14 protein-coding genes are annotated in these 17,750 nt (G+C 65.3%); 10 read left to right on the forward strand and 4 right to left on the reverse strand.

From position 1 onward, the window contains the following. The first annotated feature begins 48 nt into the window (after positions 1–48). The 6 genes from J6500_RS23240 to J6500_RS23265 all read left to right on the forward strand — a co-directional run bounded on the left by J6500_RS23240 (position 49) and on the right by J6500_RS23265 (position 9,720). Positions 49–1,008: a TRAP transporter substrate-binding protein gene (locus tag J6500_RS23240; RefSeq protein WP_225715038.1), complete on the forward strand. Its 960-nt coding sequence runs from the start codon at positions 49–51 to the stop codon at positions 1,006–1,008. 97 nt (positions 1,009–1,105) lie between these two features. Continuing rightward, a complete protein-coding gene (locus tag J6500_RS23245) occupies positions 1,106–3,109 on the forward strand; it encodes a sensor histidine kinase (protein ID WP_225715039.1) in 2,004 nt (667 codons plus the stop codon). Further along, on the forward strand, positions 3,079–4,827 hold the full coding sequence (locus tag J6500_RS23250; RefSeq protein ID WP_225715024.1) for an ATP-binding response regulator: 1,749 nt from the start codon (positions 3,079–3,081) through the stop codon (positions 4,825–4,827). The genes J6500_RS23245 and J6500_RS23250 overlap by 31 nt, the downstream gene beginning before the upstream one ends. After that, complete coding sequence (locus tag J6500_RS23255; protein ID WP_225715025.1) at positions 4,824–5,561, forward strand: response regulator; 738 nt, start codon at positions 4,824–4,826, stop codon at positions 5,559–5,561. Before J6500_RS23250 ends, J6500_RS23255 begins: the two co-directional genes overlap by 4 nt. A gap of 217 nt (positions 5,562–5,778) precedes the next feature. Next, positions 5,779–8,829, forward strand: coding sequence for a DNA polymerase I (gene polA / locus J6500_RS23260; RefSeq protein ID WP_225715026.1), 3,051 nt, complete (start codon positions 5,779–5,781; stop codon positions 8,827–8,829). Between the two features lie 255 nt (positions 8,830–9,084). Then, positions 9,085–9,720 (forward strand): LysE family translocator, encoded by a 636-nt coding sequence (locus J6500_RS23265; RefSeq protein WP_225715027.1) that lies wholly within the window; start codon positions 9,085–9,087, stop codon positions 9,718–9,720. 52 nt (positions 9,721–9,772) lie between these two features. Here J6500_RS23265 and dapD read toward each other — a convergent pair whose 3' ends face one another. Next, positions 9,773–10,744, reverse strand: a complete 972-nt coding sequence (dapD, locus tag J6500_RS23270) for a 2,3,4,5-tetrahydropyridine-2,6-dicarboxylate N-succinyltransferase (RefSeq protein ID WP_225715028.1) — start codon at positions 10,742–10,744, stop codon at positions 9,773–9,775. 263 nt (positions 10,745–11,007) lie between these two features. After that, on the reverse strand, positions 11,008–11,634 hold the full coding sequence (locus tag J6500_RS23275) for a glutathione S-transferase family protein (RefSeq protein WP_225715029.1): 627 nt from the start codon (positions 11,632–11,634) through the stop codon (positions 11,008–11,010). Positions 11,635–11,846: 212 nt separating this feature from the next. Between J6500_RS23275 and pyrE the strand changes: the two genes are divergently transcribed. Both pyrE and J6500_RS23285 read left to right on the forward strand, forming a co-directional pair. Further along, the gene (gene pyrE, locus J6500_RS23280; protein WP_225715030.1) at positions 11,847–12,410 is read left to right on the forward strand and encodes an orotate phosphoribosyltransferase; all 564 of its coding nucleotides are present in this window, start codon (positions 11,847–11,849) and stop codon (positions 12,408–12,410) included. 580 nt (positions 12,411–12,990) lie between these two features. Then, a complete protein-coding gene (locus J6500_RS23285) occupies positions 12,991–13,761 on the forward strand; it encodes a DUF2865 domain-containing protein (RefSeq protein WP_225715031.1) in 771 nt (256 codons plus the stop codon). Here the strand turns inward: J6500_RS23285 and J6500_RS23290 are convergent, their stop codons facing one another. Then, positions 13,762–14,193: a hypothetical protein gene (locus tag J6500_RS23290; RefSeq protein ID WP_225715032.1), complete on the reverse strand. Its 432-nt coding sequence runs from the start codon at positions 14,191–14,193 to the stop codon at positions 13,762–13,764. A gap of 194 nt (positions 14,194–14,387) precedes the next feature. On the opposite strand from J6500_RS23290, the gene J6500_RS23295 reads away from it, so the two are divergent. Beyond that, on the forward strand, positions 14,388–14,681 hold the full coding sequence (locus tag J6500_RS23295; RefSeq protein WP_225715033.1) for a GIY-YIG nuclease family protein: 294 nt from the start codon (positions 14,388–14,390) through the stop codon (positions 14,679–14,681). 267 nt (positions 14,682–14,948) lie between these two features. Here J6500_RS23295 and J6500_RS23300 read toward each other — a convergent pair whose 3' ends face one another. After that, a complete protein-coding gene (locus J6500_RS23300) occupies positions 14,949–15,182 on the reverse strand; it encodes a hypothetical protein (RefSeq protein ID WP_225715034.1) in 234 nt (77 codons plus the stop codon). Positions 15,183–15,470: 288 nt separating this feature from the next. Here J6500_RS23300 and J6500_RS23305 point away from each other — a divergent pair. Next, on the forward strand, positions 15,471–17,750 hold a 2,280-nt coding region (locus tag J6500_RS23305), incomplete at its 3' end, for a glycogen/starch/alpha-glucan phosphorylase (protein ID WP_225715035.1).

Consider the following 17,750-nt stretch of genomic DNA (forward strand, 5'->3'; position numbering starts at 1 on the left):
CAAGGGGAATTGTAGCCTGTGTATCGCCGCGCCGGCCTTTCGCGGACCATGACGCTCGTCGCGACGCTGCTGTGCACGGCGGTTTCGGCGAGCGCCCCTGCGCGCGAATTCCGCACGGCCGATACTCAGAATGAGGATTATCCGACGGTCCAGGCGCTGAATTACATGGGCCATCTGATCGCCGAACGCAGCAATGGCCGGCATCGGATGGTGGTCTTCCATTCCCGCCAGCTCGGCGAGGAAAAGGAGACGCTGGAGCAGACCCGGGCCGGGGCCATCGACCTCAACCGGACCAACGTCGCGCTGATCGGGACGATGGTGCCGTCCGTGAACGTGCTGGCGATGCCGTTCCTGTTTCGGTCGCTTGAGCACCTGCGAAAGGTGCTGGACGGGCCGATCGGCGCCGAGATCCTGAACAGCTTCGAAGCGCACGGCTTCGTCGGGCTGGCGTTCTACGATTCCGGCGCCCGCTCGATCTACAACAGCGTCCGGCCGGTGCGGTCGCTCGAGGATCTCAAGGGCCTGCGGTTGCGGGTGCAGCAGTCGCAGCAGATGTCGGACATGATCCGCGCGCTCGGCGCCGAGCCAGTCGAGATGCCCTACGGCCAGGTCCTGACCGGGCTCGCCAACAGGCTGATCGACGGTGCCGAGAACAACTGGCCATCCTTCGTCACCACCGGCCACTACAAATATGCCGGCAACTATTCCCTGACCATGCACACGGTGAGCCCGGAGGTGCTGGTGATGTCGCAAAAAGCCTGGGCCAGCCTGTCGCCGGGCGAGCAGGCGACCTTCCGCGAGGCCGCGCAGCGCTCCAGCATCTACATGCGCGAGAAATGGAAGGAGCTCGAGGAGCGCTCGCAGAAGCAGGCGCAGGACGCCGGCGTCAGGATCGTCACGGAGATCGACCGCAAGCCGTTCGAGGCGGCGATGGCCGGCATCTACGCCAGGGCCGAGCGCGATCCCGCGATCTCGGCGCTGATCGAACGCATCCGCAACGTGGAGTAACCGGAGCTTGGCCGCGACCAACCAGGACAATGTGACGAAATCGCCGGCGGCGTTCGGGCCGCAGGGCCGCTTCCGCGTTGTCCAGCTGCTGCGTGCGGTGCCGATCCGCTGGCGCATCCTGTCGATCGCCCTGCTCAATTCGGCGGTCGTGATCGCGCTCGCCTTCCTGATCTGGAACGGCGCCAAGGTGCTCGGCTCGGCCTGGGACGATGTCCGCCAGGTGCGGGAGTCCGACAAGATTCTCGCCAAGCTGGAAAGCGAGACCTCCAGGCTGCAGAACCTGATCCACCGCTACATCAACCAGCCGAGCCCGGACCTGTTCGCGGAGATCCTGCTGCTGCGCGAGGCGGTGCTCGGCACGCTGACCAACCGGGCCTCGACCGATCCGATGCTGTCGGGCTCGGTGGAGGAGCTGGAGCGCACCACCAGCCGCTTCCTCGACGGCTTCGGCGAGCTGCGCACCCTGCAGACCGCCATCACCAAGACCTATGACGAGCAGGTGCTGGCGCCGACCAGGGACATGGCCGGGCTGTATTCGATCATCGAGGGCGCGACCGGCCATCGCGACGCGCTGATCTGGCCGGCGCTCGGCAAGTCCCGCGAGGCCTTCACCTCGTTGCTGGTCGCCGCCAACGCCTATTACCTGTCGCTCGCCTCGGCGTCCGCCGAGGAAGCCCGCCGCAACACCGATACGATCGAGAAGACCATCCCGGTCATGGCCGATCTTGCCGACAACGACCTGCAGCGCATGGCGCTGGCGCGGCTGAAGGTGAAGACCGCGGAGCTGCGCGACGGGCTCGCCAAGCTGAGCGAGCAGCTCGCCGGCCGCACCGAGCTATTGCGCAACACCATCGACGCCAGCCAGGCCGACGCGATCGGCGCGATCGACGACCTCTCGACCAAGATGCGCCAGCGCGAGCAGAAAGCGCAGGAGACGTTCGACAAGACGCTGTCCGCGATCTCGCGCCGGGTGCTGTCGATCGCGGTGATCTTCCTCGGCATCATCATGGCCGCCGGCGTCATGATCGCGCTGTCGATCCGGCTGCCGCTGGCGCAGATCATGGCCGCGATGCGCACCATCACCTCGGGCGATCTCGACCGGCCGGTGCAGGGCACCTCGGCCAAGGACGAGGTCGGCGCGATGGCGCGCGCGGTCGAGGTGTTCCGCGAGAACGCGATCGCCAAGCGCAAGACCGAGGACGAGCTGCGCACCGCCAAGGAGAAGGCCGAGTCCGCGCTGCTCGAGCTCAACACCGCGCAGCAGAACCTGATCGATGCCGAGCGCCTCGCAGCGCTCGGCGGCCTCGTCGCCGGCGTCGCGCACGAGGTCAACAACCCGATCGGCATCAGCCTCACGGTCGCCTCGAGCTTCGCGCGGCGTACCGAGATCTTCGAGAACGATCTGAAGACCGAGCAGTTGCGCCGCTCCAAGCTCGACGAGTTCGTCCGCACCTCGCGCGATGCCGCCCAGCAGCTGGTCGCCAATCTGCAGCGCGCCGGTGAACTGATCCAGTCGTTCAAGCAGGTCGCGGTCGACCGCTCGCATGCCGAGCGGCGCCAGTTCGCCTTGAGCGAATCGACCGACCAGATCGTGGCCAGCCTGCGCCCGGTGCTGAAGAAGGCGGCCATCGCGCTGTCGGTCGACGTGCCCGACGGGCTGCTGATCGACGGTTATCCCGGGGCGTATGGCCAGATCTTAACCAATCTTTTCCTCAACGCCGTCAATCATGCCTTTGCCGACGGCCGCTCCGGCACCATCACGATCTCGGCGCGCGGGCGCGGCCCCGACGATGTCGAGATCATTTTCGCCGACGACGGAGCCGGCATGACGCCGGACGTGCAGCGGCAGGCGTTCGACCCCTTCTTTACGACGCGCCGCAACGAAGGTGGTACGGGCCTCGGCCTGCATATCGTCTATAACCTCGTCACCCAGCAGCTCGGTGGACGCATGATGCTGGAGTCAAGACTAGGACAAGGCACCACTTTTCGCATTATCATGCCCAGGATCGCCAAAGGACACCCCATGGGGCAGCCCACGATCGCTGACGCAGCAGCCGACGGAACCAGTCAATGGCCGAACAGGACGATGTCCTCCAACTGATCGACGATACCGAGAGCCCCCCGGAGGACTCGTCGGCCCGCAAATGGAAGATCGCAGTCATCGACGACGATCATGCGGTGCATGAGGGCACCCGCTTCGCGCTGAGCGACTACAATCTGAACGGCTCGACGCTGGAGATCCTGTCGGCCTATTCCGCGGCCGAAGGTCGCACGCTGATGCGGGACAACCCCGACATCGCAGCCGTGCTGCTCGACGTCATCATGGAGACCGACGTCGCCGGACTCGAGCTCGTCGAATACATCCGCAACGAGATCAAGAACGAGACCGTCCGCATCATCCTGCGCACCGGCCAGCCGGGCCAGGCGCCGGAGCGGCGGGTGATCGTCCAGTACGACATCAACGACTACAAGGCGAAGACCGAGCTCACCGCCGACAAGCTGTTCACCTCGCTGACCGCGGCGCTGCGCAGCTACCAGCAGCTCGAGCGGATGGTGCAGACGCGGCGCGGGCTCGAGATCATCATCGACGCCGCCTCGACGCTGTACGACTTCAAGTCGATGCAGCGGCTGGCCGAGGGCGTGCTGACCCAGCTCGCCTCGCTGCTCAACGTCGACTGCGCCGGCATCCTGGTGCTGCGCGACAACGGCAATGCGGCCGCGGCCGATTTCTCCGTGCTGGCCTGTTCCGGCTGCTACAGCCGCTTCATCGGCACCACCTCGTCGAAGTCGCTCGATCCCGATCTGCGGCAGATGGTGGAGGCCGCGTTCCAGCGCCGCAAGAACGAGTTCGCCGACCATCGCAGCGTGCTCTATCTGCGCACCGGCTCCGGCCGCGAGGTCGTGGTGCTGCTGCAGGCCGAGCGCCCGCTCTCCGACACCGACCGTGCGCTGGTCGAGATCTTCTCGAGCCGGCTGTCGATCGCGTTCGACAACGTGATCCTGTACCGGCAGCTGCACGAGGCCAACACCCAGCTCGAAGACCGCGTCGCGCAGCGCACCCGTGCGCTGATGCAGGCCAACCGGCGGCTGTCGGCGCAATGGCTGCGGCTGCAGCGCGCCAACGGCTTCAAGAACGAGATCCTCGGCACCGTCGCCCACGATTTGAAGAACCCGCTCGGCGTCATCCTCGGCCGCACCGAGATGCTGACCGAATTGATCGGCGCCGGCTCGTCGAAGGAGAGCATCACCGCGCAGGTCGATCACATCAGGGATGCGACCAAACGGCTGACCTCGATGGTCGACCATTTGATCTCGGATGCGATGGCCGACGCTTTCGACATCACCATCCGCCGCGAGCCGGTCGACGTCGCGGCTCTCGTCAACGAGGTCTCCGAGGCCAATTTGCCCTCGGCGATCAACAAGCAGCAGAGCATCGCGGTCTCGGGACCGCAGCATTTCGTCACGATGTGCGACGCCGACCGGATCCGCGAGGCGATCGACAACCTGCTCAGCAACGCCATCAAATACTCGCCGATCGGCGGCAAGATCACGGTGACCGTCAGCCATGAGGGCGAGAACACCGTGATCCGGATCGCCGATCAGGGCCCCGGCCTCAGCCCGGAGGATCTCGGGCGGCTGTTCGGCCGGTTCCAGCGGCTGTCGGCCAAGCCGACCGCGGGCGAGAGCTCGACCGGCCTCGGCCTGTCCATTGTCAAGCGCATCATCGACATGCATGGCGGCCATGTGACCGCGGAAAGCCCGGGTCCCGGACAGGGCTCGACCTTTACGGTTACACTGCCCGCGACAGAGCCATCATGAGCCAGACACCGCATATCTTCATCGTCGACGACGAGGCGCCGGCCCGCGAGATGGTCGGCGATTACCTCAAGATGCACGGCTTCGGCGTGACCCTGTGCGATGGCGGCAAGAGCCTGCGCAAGGAGATCGAGAGCAGCACGCCCGATCTCGTGGTGCTGGATCTCAACATGCCCGAGGAAGACGGGCTGTCGATCATCCGCGACCTCAAGAGCAAGATCAACGTCCCCGTCATCATGCTGACAGCTACTGCCAGCCCGATCGACCGCGTGGTCGGACTCGAGCTCGGCGCCGACGATTACGTCGCAAAACCCTGCGAATTGCGCGAGCTGATGGCCCGCATCCGCTCGGTGCTGCGGCGCAGCGGTCCCGCCAAGGCGGCGGCGCCCGAACCTTCGGCCGCCAAGGCCGAGAAGGAGCAATTGGTGCGGTTCGGCACCAAATGGCTCGACCTCGAGGCCCAGGCGCTGCGCGACGACGAGGGCAACGAGCACCCGCTGACCGCCTCCGAATTCGGCCTGCTCAAGGTGTTCGCGGCCAATCCCAAACGCGTTTTGTCGCGCGAGCGGCTCCTGGAACTCGCCAATGCCCGCGACGCCGAGGCCTTTGACCGCGCCGTCGACCTCCGCATCATGCGCATCCGCCGCAAGATCGAGTTCGACCCGAGCAAGCCGTCGGTGATCCGCACCATCCGCGGCGGCGGCTATCTGTTCTCGCCGACCGGGGATAAGGCTTAGGCGTTGCGCTGCTGATCCGTCATCCTGAGGCGCTCGCCTCTTCGGCGAGCCTCGAAGGATGAATCGGCCACCAGCCGGGCCGTGCATCCTTCGAGGCTCGCCGAAGAGGCTCGCACCTCGGGATGACGGGTCTGAGCTAGGCGAAATCGCTGTGCGGCACCCCGAAATCCACACCGTCAAGGCTGTCAATTCGCGCGAAAATCCCTAAGTTTCCGCCATGCCGAAGACAGCCTCCAAAGCCCCCGCCAAATCAGCCGACAAGACCCCAGCAAAGCCCGTCGCAGCCAAGGCCGCGGGGAAGGGCGACCACGTCTTTCTGGTCGACGGCTCCTCCTACATCTTCCGCGCCTATCACGCGCTGCCGCCGCTGAACCGCAAGTCCGACGGGCTGCAGGTCAACGCCGTGCTCGGCTTCTGCAACATGCTGTGGAAGCTGCTGCGCGAAATGCCCGACGACAACAAGCCGACGCATCTGGCGATCGTGTTCGACAAGTCGGAGATCACCTTCCGCAACAAGATCTATCCCGACTACAAGGCGCACCGGCCGCCGGCGCCCGACGATCTGATCCCGCAATTCGCGCTGATCCGCGAGGCGGTGCGCGCCTTCGACCTGCCCTGCCTCGAGCAGGTCGGCTTCGAGGCCGACGACCTGATCGCGACCTATGCCCGCCTTGCCTCAGAGCGCGGCTCGACCACGACGATCGTGTCGTCGGACAAGGACCTGATGCAGCTCGTCACCGACAAGGTGGTGATGTTCGACACCATGAAGGACCGCCGCATCGGCCGCGACGAGGTGATCGAGAAGTTCGGCGTGCCGCCGGAGAAGGTGGTCGAGGTGCAGGCGCTGGCGGGCGACTCCACCGATAACGTGCCCGGCGTGCCAGGCATCGGCGTCAAGACCGCGGCGCAGCTGATCATCGAATACGGCGATCTCGACCAGCTCTTGTTCCGCGCCACCGAGATCAAGCAGCCGAAGCGGCGCGAGGCGTTGCTGGAGAACGCCGAGAAGGCGCGCATCTCGCGGCAGCTGGTTCTGCTCGACGACAAGGTCGAGCTCGAAGTGCCGCTCGACGATCTCGCCGTGCATGAGCCCGACCCGCGCCGGCTGATCGCCTTCCTCAAGGCGATGGAGTTCTCCACCCTCACCCGGCGCGTCGCCGAATACTCGCAGATCGACCCGGCCAGTGTCGACGCCGACCCCGGCAACAAGAGCGGCGCCAGTGTATTCTCACCGCTGCCGCCGTCGGATGTGAAGCCTGTGCCCGGCGACGGAACGACGGCCGCGGCACCTGCGGCATCGGCCGTCAAGGAGCGCACAAAACCCACCGGCGCCCGCGACGACAAGGCCTCGAGCCTGAAAGGCACGCCGGCAGCACTGGCGGAAAGCCGCGGCGAAGCCATTCGCAAGATCGGCTTCGAGCGCAGCAAGTATCAGGCGATCGGCAGCCTCGACCAGCTCAACGCCTTCCTCGCACGCGCGCAGGACACTGGCTATCTCGCGATCGAGGCGATGAGCGAATCGATCGACCCGATGCAGGCCGAGCTGTCCGGGCTCGCGCTCGCGGTTGCGCCGAACGACGCCTGCTACGTGCCGCTCGGCCACAAGCAGCCCGGCGGCGGCGCCGGTCTGTTCGACGCCGGCCTGGCGCCCGGCCAGATCAAGCCGGCCGATGCGCTCGCCGCGCTGAAGCCGCTGCTTGAGTCCACAGGCATCCAGAAGGTCGGCTTCAACACCAAATTCACCGCGGTGCTGCTGGCGCAGCACGGCATCACCCTTGCCAACACCGACGATGCTCAGCTGATGTCCTATGCGCTCGACGCCGGCCGCGGCTCGCATGCGCTGGAGCAGCTCGCCGAGCGCTGGTTCGGCCATGCCGTCGTCAGCTATGGCGGTCTCGTCGGCAGCGGCAAGGGCAAGCTGACCTTTGATCAGGTCACGATCGACAAGGCCACAGAATACGCCGCCGAAAGCGCCGACGTGATTCTGCGGCTGTGGCGCGTGCTGAAGCCGCGCCTCGTCTCCGAGCGGATGCTGACGGTCTACGAGACGCTGGAGCGGCCGCTGGTCGCGGTGCTGGCGCGGATGGAACGGCGCGGCATTTCGATCGACCGTCAGGTGCTGTCGCGGCTGTCGGGCGAATTCGCCCAGACCGCGGCGCGGGTCGAGGCCGAGATTCAGGAGATCGCCGGCGAGCCGGTCAATGTCGGCAGCCCCAAGCAGATCGGCGACATCATCTTCGGCAAGATGGGATTGCCCGGCGGCACCAAGACCAAGACCGGCGCGTGGTCGACCACCGCCCAGGTGCTGGACGATCTCGCCGAGCAGGGCCACGAATTCCCGAAGCGGATTCTGGAGTGGCGCCAGGTCTCCAAGCTGAAATCGACCTACACCGATGCGCTGCCGACCTACGTCAACCCGCAGACCCATCGCGTGCATACGACCTACGCGCTGGCCGCGACCACGACGGGCCGGCTGTCGTCGAACGAGCCGAATTTGCAGAACATCCCGGTCCGCACCGAGGACGGCCGGAAAATCCGCCGCGCCTTCATCGCGACGCCGGGTCACAAGCTGGTGTCGGCGGACTACTCGCAGATCGAGCTGCGGCTGCTCGCCGAGATCGCCGACGTGCCGGTGCTGCGCCAGGCGTTCCGCGATGGACTCGACATCCACGCGATGACGGCCTCCGAAATGTTCGGCGTGCCGATCAAGGACATGCCGAGCGAGGTGCGGCGCCGGGCGAAAGCGATCAACTTCGGCATCATCTACGGCATCTCGGCGTTCGGCCTCGCCAACCAGCTCGGCATCGCCCGCGAGGAAGCCTCGGCCTACATCAAGAAATACTTCGAGCGCTTCCCCGGCATCCGCGCCTATATGGACGAGACCAAGGATGCCTGCCGCAGGAACGGCTACGTCACCACGCTGTTCGGCCGAAAGATGTACTATCCGGACATCAAGGCCTCCAACGCCTCGGTGCGCGCCTTCAACGAACGCGCCGCGATCAACGCCCGCCTGCAAGGCACCGCCGCCGACATCATCCGCCGCGCCATGATCCGCGTCGAGGACGCGCTCGCCGAGAAGAAGCTCTCGGCCCAGATGCTGCTGCAGGTGCATGACGAGCTGATCTTCGAGGTGCCGGACGATGAAGTCGCGGCGACCTTGCCGGTGGTGCAGAAGGTGATGCAGGACGCCCCGTTCCCCGCCGTGATCCTGTCGCTGCCGCTGCAGGTCGACGCGCGCGCGGCGACCAATTGGGACGAGGCGCATTAAGGCTTGCTTCACCTCTCCCCGCCTGCGGGGAGAGGTCGGGTCGCATCGCAGATGCGATCCGGTGAGGGGAAACCTCCGCGAACTCACTCTTACCATTCCTGCGGAGAGAGCCCCTCACCCACCCTCTCCCCGCTAGAGCGGGGCGAGGAAGCCCTTCCACCGCCGTAGCAGCTACATTGCTCCGAGAACAATTCAAACATGGCCGCGCGCCGGTTCACACGCTAAACATGCGTGCATCCCCTCGCGAGATCCGTCATGCCCCACACATCCGCTTTGCTCGGCTTTGCCCTCGTGTCGCTCGGCATGGTGCTGACGCCGGGGCCGAACATGATCTATCTGATCTCGCGCTCGATCACGCAGGGACCGGCGGCGGGGATCGTTTCGCTCGGCGGCGTGGCGCTCGGCTTCGTGTTCTACATGCTGTGCGCGGCGTTCGGCATCACCGCGCTGCTGTTCGCGATTCCGTATGCCTACGACGCGCTGCGCTTCGCCGGCGCGGCCTATCTGCTGTGGCTGGCATGGCAGGCGCTGAAGCCCGGCGGCCGCTCGCCGTTCCAGGTCAAGACGCTCAAGGTCGACGGTCCGCGCAAGCTGTTCGCGATGGGCTTCGTCACCAATCTGCTCAACCCGAAGATCGCGATGCTCTATCTTGCGCTGCTGCCGCAGTTCATCGATCCCGCCGGCGGCAGCGTGCTGACGCAGTCGCTCGCGCTCGGCTCGATCCAGATCGCGATCAGCGTCAGTGTCAATGCGATGATCGCGCTCGCCGCCGGCTCGATCGCGCTGTTCCTCGGCACCCGCCCGAGCTGGCTGCTGGTGCAGCGCTGGCTGATGGGTACCGTGCTGGCGGGGCTGGCGGTGAAGATGGCGCTCGAGGCGCGACGCGCCTAGGCCGTGCGCCTATGAGCCGGCGCCGTCATGCGGCGGCGACGGCGACTTCCGCCTAGCCGTGAAGTTGCGCGTTGAGGCCGTCCCAGCTTGCTGCGCGTCTGATGGCCTCGAGCGCGCCGCTCTGGGAATTGCGACGGAACAGAAGGCCCTTCTGGCCTGAAAGCTCCTTGGCTTTCAGCACGCGGCCATCCTGCAAAAGGATGCGCGCGCCTGCCGTGATGTAACAGCCGGCTTCGACGATGCAGTCGTCACCCAGCGAAATGCCGATACCGGCGTTGGCTCCGATCAGACAGCGCTCACCGACCGTGATCCGCTCTTTGCCTCCTCCGGACAGCGTGCCCATGATCGACGCGCCGCCGCCGATGTCGCTGCCACTTGCCACAACCACGCCGGCGCTGATCCGTCCCTCGACCATGCAGGGGCCGAGCGTGCCTGCATTGAAATTGCAGAAGCCTTCATGCATCACGGTCGTGCCCGGCGCCAAATGCGCGCCGAGCCTGACGCGATCCGCATCGGCAATTCTCACATCCGCATGCGTCACGTAGTCGGTCATGCGCGGAAACTTGTCCACGCCGGTCACCTCGAATGCGACGGCACGCTTGCGCGCTGCCATTCGCGCTTCAGCGACACGAGAGGGTTCACAGGGACCGAAGGTCGTCCAGGCGACGTTGGGCAACAGGCCGAAAATTCCATCAAGGTTCAGGCAATTCGGCTGGACGAGCCGGTGGCTCAGCAGATGGAGGCGAAGATATGCGTCGTGCACGTCAGCCGGCGCAGATGCAAGCGAGGCGATTTCCGTCCGGACCGCAACGATGTCGACATTGCGAATATCGTCGTGTCGCGCATATCCGTCCGCCGACTCGCCCAGCGATCCGGTGGTCTCGTCCTTCGTCAGCCGCGCCGTTGCCGATTTGCCTGCGCCCTCGACCAGACGCAGCTGAAGAAACCAGGAATCCAGCACGCGGCCGTCGGCGGCAATCGTCGCAAACCCCTCGCCGCTCGCGCCCTTCAGCTCCATCGTCATCTCAATTTCTCACCTTTTCGATCCTGCACATGGTGCATACGCGAGTTAGCCAGGAACTGGCAACACTTGCACGCTCAAACCCTCTCCCCTCTTGTCCGCCGAAGCCCTCAGGCGAAGGCGAATGTGGGAGGGGGTGGCTTCGATGCAAAGCATCGAAGCCGGGTGAGGGGTATCTCTCCGCGAGTTCATCTGCGGAGGCGTATCCCTCATCCGGCGCTTCGCGCCGCCTTCTCCCACAAGGGGAGAAGGGAAGAGAACGCCCGTCAATCAAGCTTTGCTTCCATGCCGCGCTTCGTCGCCGGGCGGGCCATCAGCGCGTCGTACCACCGCTTGACGTTGGGGAAGTCGGCGAGATCCACCTTGTGGCGCGGATGGCGCCAGGCCCAGCCGAGAATGGCGAAATCGGCCACCGAGAGTTCGCCGGCGACGAATTCGCGTTCTGCGAGGCGGCGATCCAGCACGCCGTACAGCCGACGCGTCTCCGCCATGTAGCGCTTCAGGCCGTAGGCACGGTCCTGCTCGTTCTCCAGCGCGATGAAGTGGTGCACCTGGCCGGGCATCGGACCGAAGCCGCCCATCTGCCACATCAGCCATTCATAGACGGGAATCCGCTCGGCCAGCGGCTTCGGCAGGAACTTGCCGGTCTTCTCACCGAGATAGAGCAGGATCGCGCCGGATTCGAAGATGCTGACCGGCTTGCCGCCGGGGCCGTCGGGATCGACGATCGCCGGGATCTTGTTGTTCGGGCTGATCGCGAGGAAGGCAGGCGCCATCTGTTCGCCCTTCGAGATGTTCACCGGGATCACCTTGTAGGACAGCCCCATCTCCTCCAGCGCCACCGAGATCTTGCGGCCGTTCGGCGTGTTCCAGGTGTGCAGCTCGATGGTCATTTCCTGATCCCCTCCAAGTGCTTGGCCAAATGCTTGACCAGGCGTTGGGCGCCTGCTTAAGGGCATCGGGGCGGCCGCACAAGCCGCACTTTCCGCAAGCTCGCCCGCCGGAATCACGGCGCGGGCGCTGTTGACGGCCGGATTTCCGCGCTGGAATGTCGTTGGGGGCATCGATAGATTGCCGCCCGTCTCGAACCCCCAAGGAAAGCGCCTTGTCCAAATCAGCCTCCCGTGCCCGCCTCGCCGAGATCATCCGCAAGCGCTCGTTCGGCCGCGGCGAAATCACATTGGCGTCGGGGCGCAAGAGCGATTTCTATTTCAACCTGAAACCGACGATGCTCGATCCCGAGGGCGCCGCCCTGCTCGCCGAGCTCACCTATGAGGCGCTGAAGGACGACAAGCTCGATTTCGTCGGCGGGCTCGAGATGGGCGCGGTGCCGCTGGCCGGCGCGATCGCGCAACTGTCCTGGCTGAAGGGCCACCCGATCGCGGCGTTCTTCGTGCGCAAGAAGCCGAAGGAGCACGGCGCGCGGCTCGCGGTCGAAGGCCTCGCCAAGGGCGAGACGCTCGCCGGCAAGCGCATCGTGATCGTCGAGGACGTCACCACGACCGGCGGCTCGGCGCTCAAGGCGGTGGAGGCGGTGCGCGAGGCCGGCGGCGAGATCGCGCTGGTCTTCACCATGATCGACCGCGAGGAAGGCGCGACGGAGACGTTCGCCGAGGCCGGCCTGCCGTTCCGCGCGCTGTACAAGGCGGGCGAGTTTTTGAAGGGCTAGGCGGTCTTAGTTCTCCCTCGCCCCGCTCTTACGGCAGCGCAATCGCATATGAAAACTCTGGTGGCGCCAGCATCGGCGGACGGCTCCCTCTCCCGCTTGCGGCGGAGGGTTGGGGTGGGGGTCTCTCCACGAATCATACTGTGGAAATAGCCCCCACCCGGATCTCATCTGCGATGCGATCCGGCCTCCCCCGCAAGCGGGAGAGGCGAAGCGAGCCAGCCGCTCATCCAGCGCCCTTCATATGCGATTGCCCTGGCTCTTACGGGGAGAGGGTTGGGGTGAGGGGCTCTCTCCGCGAGTTCTGCACGTGGTGAGACCTGTACCCCCTCACCCGGAACGCATCTTGCGATGCGTTCCGACCTCTCCCCGCAAGCGGGGGCGAGGTGAAGGGAAGCGAGTACGCTCGCTTCGTCTTCCTCGCTTGACCACACCTAATCAATCGCTCGTTTACCATCCTGCATTACGGTGAATCGGCCGGGGCATCGTGTCGCCGCGGCGTGTGATGCGTCGGGTGGAGTTGGCGTTGCGTACAGAGTTCTGGCATCGGCGCATACGGCGCCGCACGGTGCATGTTGCCGCAATGCTTGCGGGTTCCGCGATGCTCGCGCCCGCGCCGGTCTCGGCCGAAGGGCTGTTCGATTTCTTCTTCGGTGGCGCGCAGAAGCAGCAATCACGGCAGGCCCCGCCGCAAGCCAATTTCTTCGCCGATCCGTTCGGCCTCAACCAGCCGGAACGACAGGAGCGGCCGTCCGCGCCGATCTCGGCGCCGCGTGTCGCCGGCTCCGGCCCGGCGTTCTGCGTGCGCAGCTGCGACGGCAAATATTTTCCGCTGACCATGCGCGGCAACGCCACGCCGGTGCAGATGTGCCAGGCGTTCTGCCCGGCGAGCCCGACCAAGGTCTATTATGGCAGCAATATCGACGGCGCCGCGTCGAACACCGGTGAGCGCTATGCCGACGGCGAGAACGCCTACGCCTATCGCAAGGCGCTGCGCGCCGACTGCACCTGCAATGGCCGCGATCCGGCCGGCCTCGCGCCGGTCGATCTTGCGCTCGACACCTCGCTGCGTGCCGGCGACGTGATCGCCACCACCGACGGCCTCGTCGCCTATACCGGCATCCGTCTCGGCAACGACCAGGCGTTCGACTTCACGCCGGTCGCCTCCTATCCGGGACTGACGTCGGAGCTCCGCGCGCGGCTCGGGGAGATGAAGGTCGCGCCCGTCACCGCGGAGATCGCGGGCGACGCGCCGCTGCCGGAGACGCGAAGCGACGTCGCGCCGGCAAGCCACACCACGGCGGTTCCGAAGGCGTCGGCGCCGAAGCCCGCCAAGCGGGCCGAAGTGAACTGATCAACGTCCGACGATCACGCCGATCACGTTCGGCGCGGCCAGATACTTGTCCTCGATCGCGGCGCGCGCGGCGGCACGGTTCTCCGGATTGAGGATGCCGCGCTTCTCGGCAAGGATCATCCAGCAATAGCCCCACCAGTCCGTCAGCATGCCGTGATCGTCGACAAGATCGTAGCCCTGCTCGGCGGCGAAAATGCGCGCGTGCGCCTCGTCGAGCGAATCGAGCCAGGCGTGATCCTCCAGCGAGAACAGCTCGTCGCTGAAATCATCCGTGGTGTAACCCCAGATCGACATGCAGACCGCGTTGAACTCGCGGTCGATCTGGTCATCGTCGATCGCCTGCCGCCGCGACGCCTGATGCAGCCGTGTCAGCGAGCGGGCGAAATCGGCAATCCGGGTGAGGGCGAACTGATCGAAGGCGATGGTGGACATGTAGTCCTCGCGGAGAGGGAAGGCCATAGATATTGCGTCGGCGAGCGCACCGAATCACAATGATATATCAAAGGCTTGCTAAAGTGTTCTTAATTCGTTCCGATTGGTTTATGATGCTTTATCACCGTCGTCCCGGCGAAGGCCGGGACCCATAACCACCACTTCAGATTGTCTTGCGCGACAGGCGCCCAGCGATGAATGCCCCCAAGACGTACTACGTCTATATTCTCGCGAGCCGTCGCCACGGAACACTCTACGTCGGCGTCTGCAATGACATTGGCAATCGGCTTGCGCTCCATCGCTCGGGGCGAGGCTCGCAATTCGTCAAAAAATACGGTGTCACGCGGCTGGTTTATGTGGAGGAATATGCGTCTCCGCAGGAGGCGATTGCGCGCGAAAAGGCGTTGAAGGAGTGGCGCCGTGACTGGAAAATCCGCCTGATTGAACAAGACAATCCAGAGTGGGCCGACCTCTCGCCCCTTCTCTGACAGCTGTGGTTATGGGCCCCGGCCTTTCGCCGGGGCGACGAATCTGCGGGACCCGCCCAACAATGCTTCAACAGCACTCATCCCCCAAAAGCAATACGGGCCGCTGAGTGATGTCAGCGGCCCGATGCAAAATGGCTTTGGGAATGAAATGTGCCCTGCCCCATGCCTGGCAGATCGTTCGTAAAGCAGTTGTTAAGTTCTGGGAATCCGTATCACCACGGTGTTCCCGCCGGGAACTACCGGCGGTCGGAATCAATGCGCGGCGAGCTAGTTCGCAGCCGACAGCAGTTTGTCGCCGCAGGCGCTGGCGTGGAATTTGCCGCCGCATTGCCGCTTGATGGCGGCGCAGCGCGCGGCTGGGGTGGCGTTCTGCGGCACGCTGAAGCCGCAGCTCAGGCCGTCGGCGCTGCGGCCGAGCTTGCCGGCCGCCTGTGCGGCGCTGGTTGCGGTGATGCAGACGACGAGCAATGTTGCGGCAGCGATCTCGATCAGCAATCTCATCACGCATCCTCCGCCAAATAGACGTAATTCCCGCCTTTCGCGGCGATAGTAGCACCGCTGGCGGCAGATCCGAACGCCCGCAAATCGGCCCGGTCCTTGCATAAAATCACGGCAGCGCGGTGCATGACGGCTTTCGGCGGTTTCGATTGTGGTGCAAGGCGCGTATCATTGCGATGGGCGTTGGGCCGGAAACGTGGGAACCGGTTTTGGGATCGTGCCCGAACAAGCAGATGAGACTGTGATGCAGCGAGGTGGCTCGCATCATGGTCCAATAGTCCGAATGGCAGGATGGGCGCGTTGCAAGACCAATCAAAATACCCGGCATCGAACCAGCCGATCGACGAACTGGCGCTGAGCGAGATCAAGAGCGCGATCCTCGCCAAGCTCAGGCTCGCGATCGGCAAGGACGCGACGGTGGCGACGCGGCGCGACTGGTACAAGGCGGCAGCGCTCGCGCTACGCGACCGCATCGTGCATCACTGGCTGACGGCGGAGAAGCAGAGCTACGACGCCGGCGCCAAGCGCGTCTATTATCTCTCGCTCGAGTTCCTGATCGGCCGCCTGTTCACCGACGCGCTGAACAATATGGGGCTGCTGCCGGTGTTCGAGGCCGCGCTCGGCGATCTCGGCGTCGACCTCTCCGACCTGCGCAAATGCGAGCCGGATGCCGCGCTCGGCAATGGCGGCCTCGGACGGCTCGCAGCCTGCTTCATGGAGAGCATGGCGACGCTCGCGATCCCCGCGACCGGCTACGGCATCCGCTACGATTTCGGCCTGTTCCGCCAGATCATGAATCAGGGCTGGCAGCAGGAATATCCGGACGAGTGGCTCGCCTTCGGCAACCCCTGGGAATTCCAGCGGCCCGAGGTGGTCTACAACGTCCATTTCGGCGGCCATGTCGAGCATGTCGACGACCGCGGCCGCGACCGCGCCACCTGGCATCCGGCGGAGACCGTCGAGGCGATGGCCTACGACACGCCGATCGTCGGCTGGCGCGGCCAGCACGTCAATGCGCTGCGGCTGTGGTCGGCGCATGCGCCCGATCCGCTCAGGCTCGACGTCTTCAACACCGGCGACTACGTCTCGGCCAGCGCCGAGCAGGCGCGCGCCGAAGCGATCTGCAAATTCCTCTATCCGAACGACGAGAGCGCCGCCGGCCGCGAACTGCGGCTGCGCCAGGAATATTTCTTCGTCTCGGCCTCGCTGCAGGACCTGGTGAAGCGGCACCTCTCCTCCGACGGCGGCCTGCGCAACCTGGCGCAGAAGGCCGCGGTGCAGCTCAACGACACCCATCCGAGCCTCGCCGTCACCGAGCTGATGCGCATCCTAGTTGACCTGCACTCCTACCGCTGGGACGAGGCCTGGAAGATCACGGTCGCGACGCTGTCCTACACCAACCACACGCTGCTGCCGGAAGCGCTGGAGACCTGGCCGGTCGAATTGTTCGAGCGGCTGCTGCCGCGGCATCTCGAGATCATCTACCGCATCAACGTCGCGCATCTCGCGCTCGCCGAGGAACGCTTCCCCGGCGACATCGAATATCGCGCCTCGGTCTCGCTGATCGACGAGAAAAGCGGCCGCCGGGTGCGGATGGGCCAGCTCGCCTTCGTCGGCTCGCACCGCATCAACGGCGTCTCGGCGATGCATTCCGACCTGATGAAGGAGACCGTGTTCCACGACCTGCATCATCTCTATCCCGGACGCATCACCAACAAGACCAACGGCATCACCTTCCGGCGCTGGCTGATGCTGGCCAATCCGCGCCTCACCGCGCTGCTGCGGGAGGTCTGCGGCGAGGCCGTGCTCGACGATTTCTCGCAGCTCGAGCGGCTCGAGGCCCATTCGAGCGACCTCGAATTCCAGAAGCGTTTCCGCGACGTCAAGCACCACAACAAGCTGGCGCTGGCGCGGCTGATCGGCGAGCGCAACAACATCAAGGTCGATCCGTCGGCGCTGTTCGACGTGCAGATCAAGCGCATCCACGAATACAAGCGGCAGCTGCTCAACATCCTGGAGACGATCGCGCTCTACCACGCGATGAAGCAAGAGCCGCAACGCGACTGGGTGCCTCGCGTGAAGATCTTTGCCGGCAAGGCGGCGGCGAGCTATCGCTATGCCAAGCTGATCATCAAGCTGATCAGCGACGTCGCCGAGATCGTCAACAACGATGCTTCCCTCAATGGCAAGCTGAAGATCGCCTTCCTGGCCGACTACAATGTCAGCCTTGCCGAGGTGATCATCCCGGCCGCCGATCTCTCCGAGCAGATCTCGACCGCCGGCATGGAGGCCTCCGGCACCGGTAATATGAAGCTCGCGCTCAACGGCGCGCTGACCATCGGCACGCTCGACGGCGCCAATATCGAAATCCGCGATGCCGTCGGCCCCGAGAACATCGCGATCTTCGGCCTCGAGGCCGGCGACGTCATGGTCCGCCGCAAGCAGGGGCTGGATGCCAGCGACGTCATCCGCAAATCGCCGCGGCTGGAGCGCGCGATCCGCGCCATCGAAAGCGGCGAGTTCTCGCCCGGCGATCCCGCCCGCTTCGCCTCCATCGGCCACGCGCTGCGC

The organism is Bradyrhizobium semiaridum (assembly GCF_020329505.1).
GTDB lineage: Bacteria > Pseudomonadota > Alphaproteobacteria > Rhizobiales > Xanthobacteraceae > Bradyrhizobium > Bradyrhizobium semiaridum.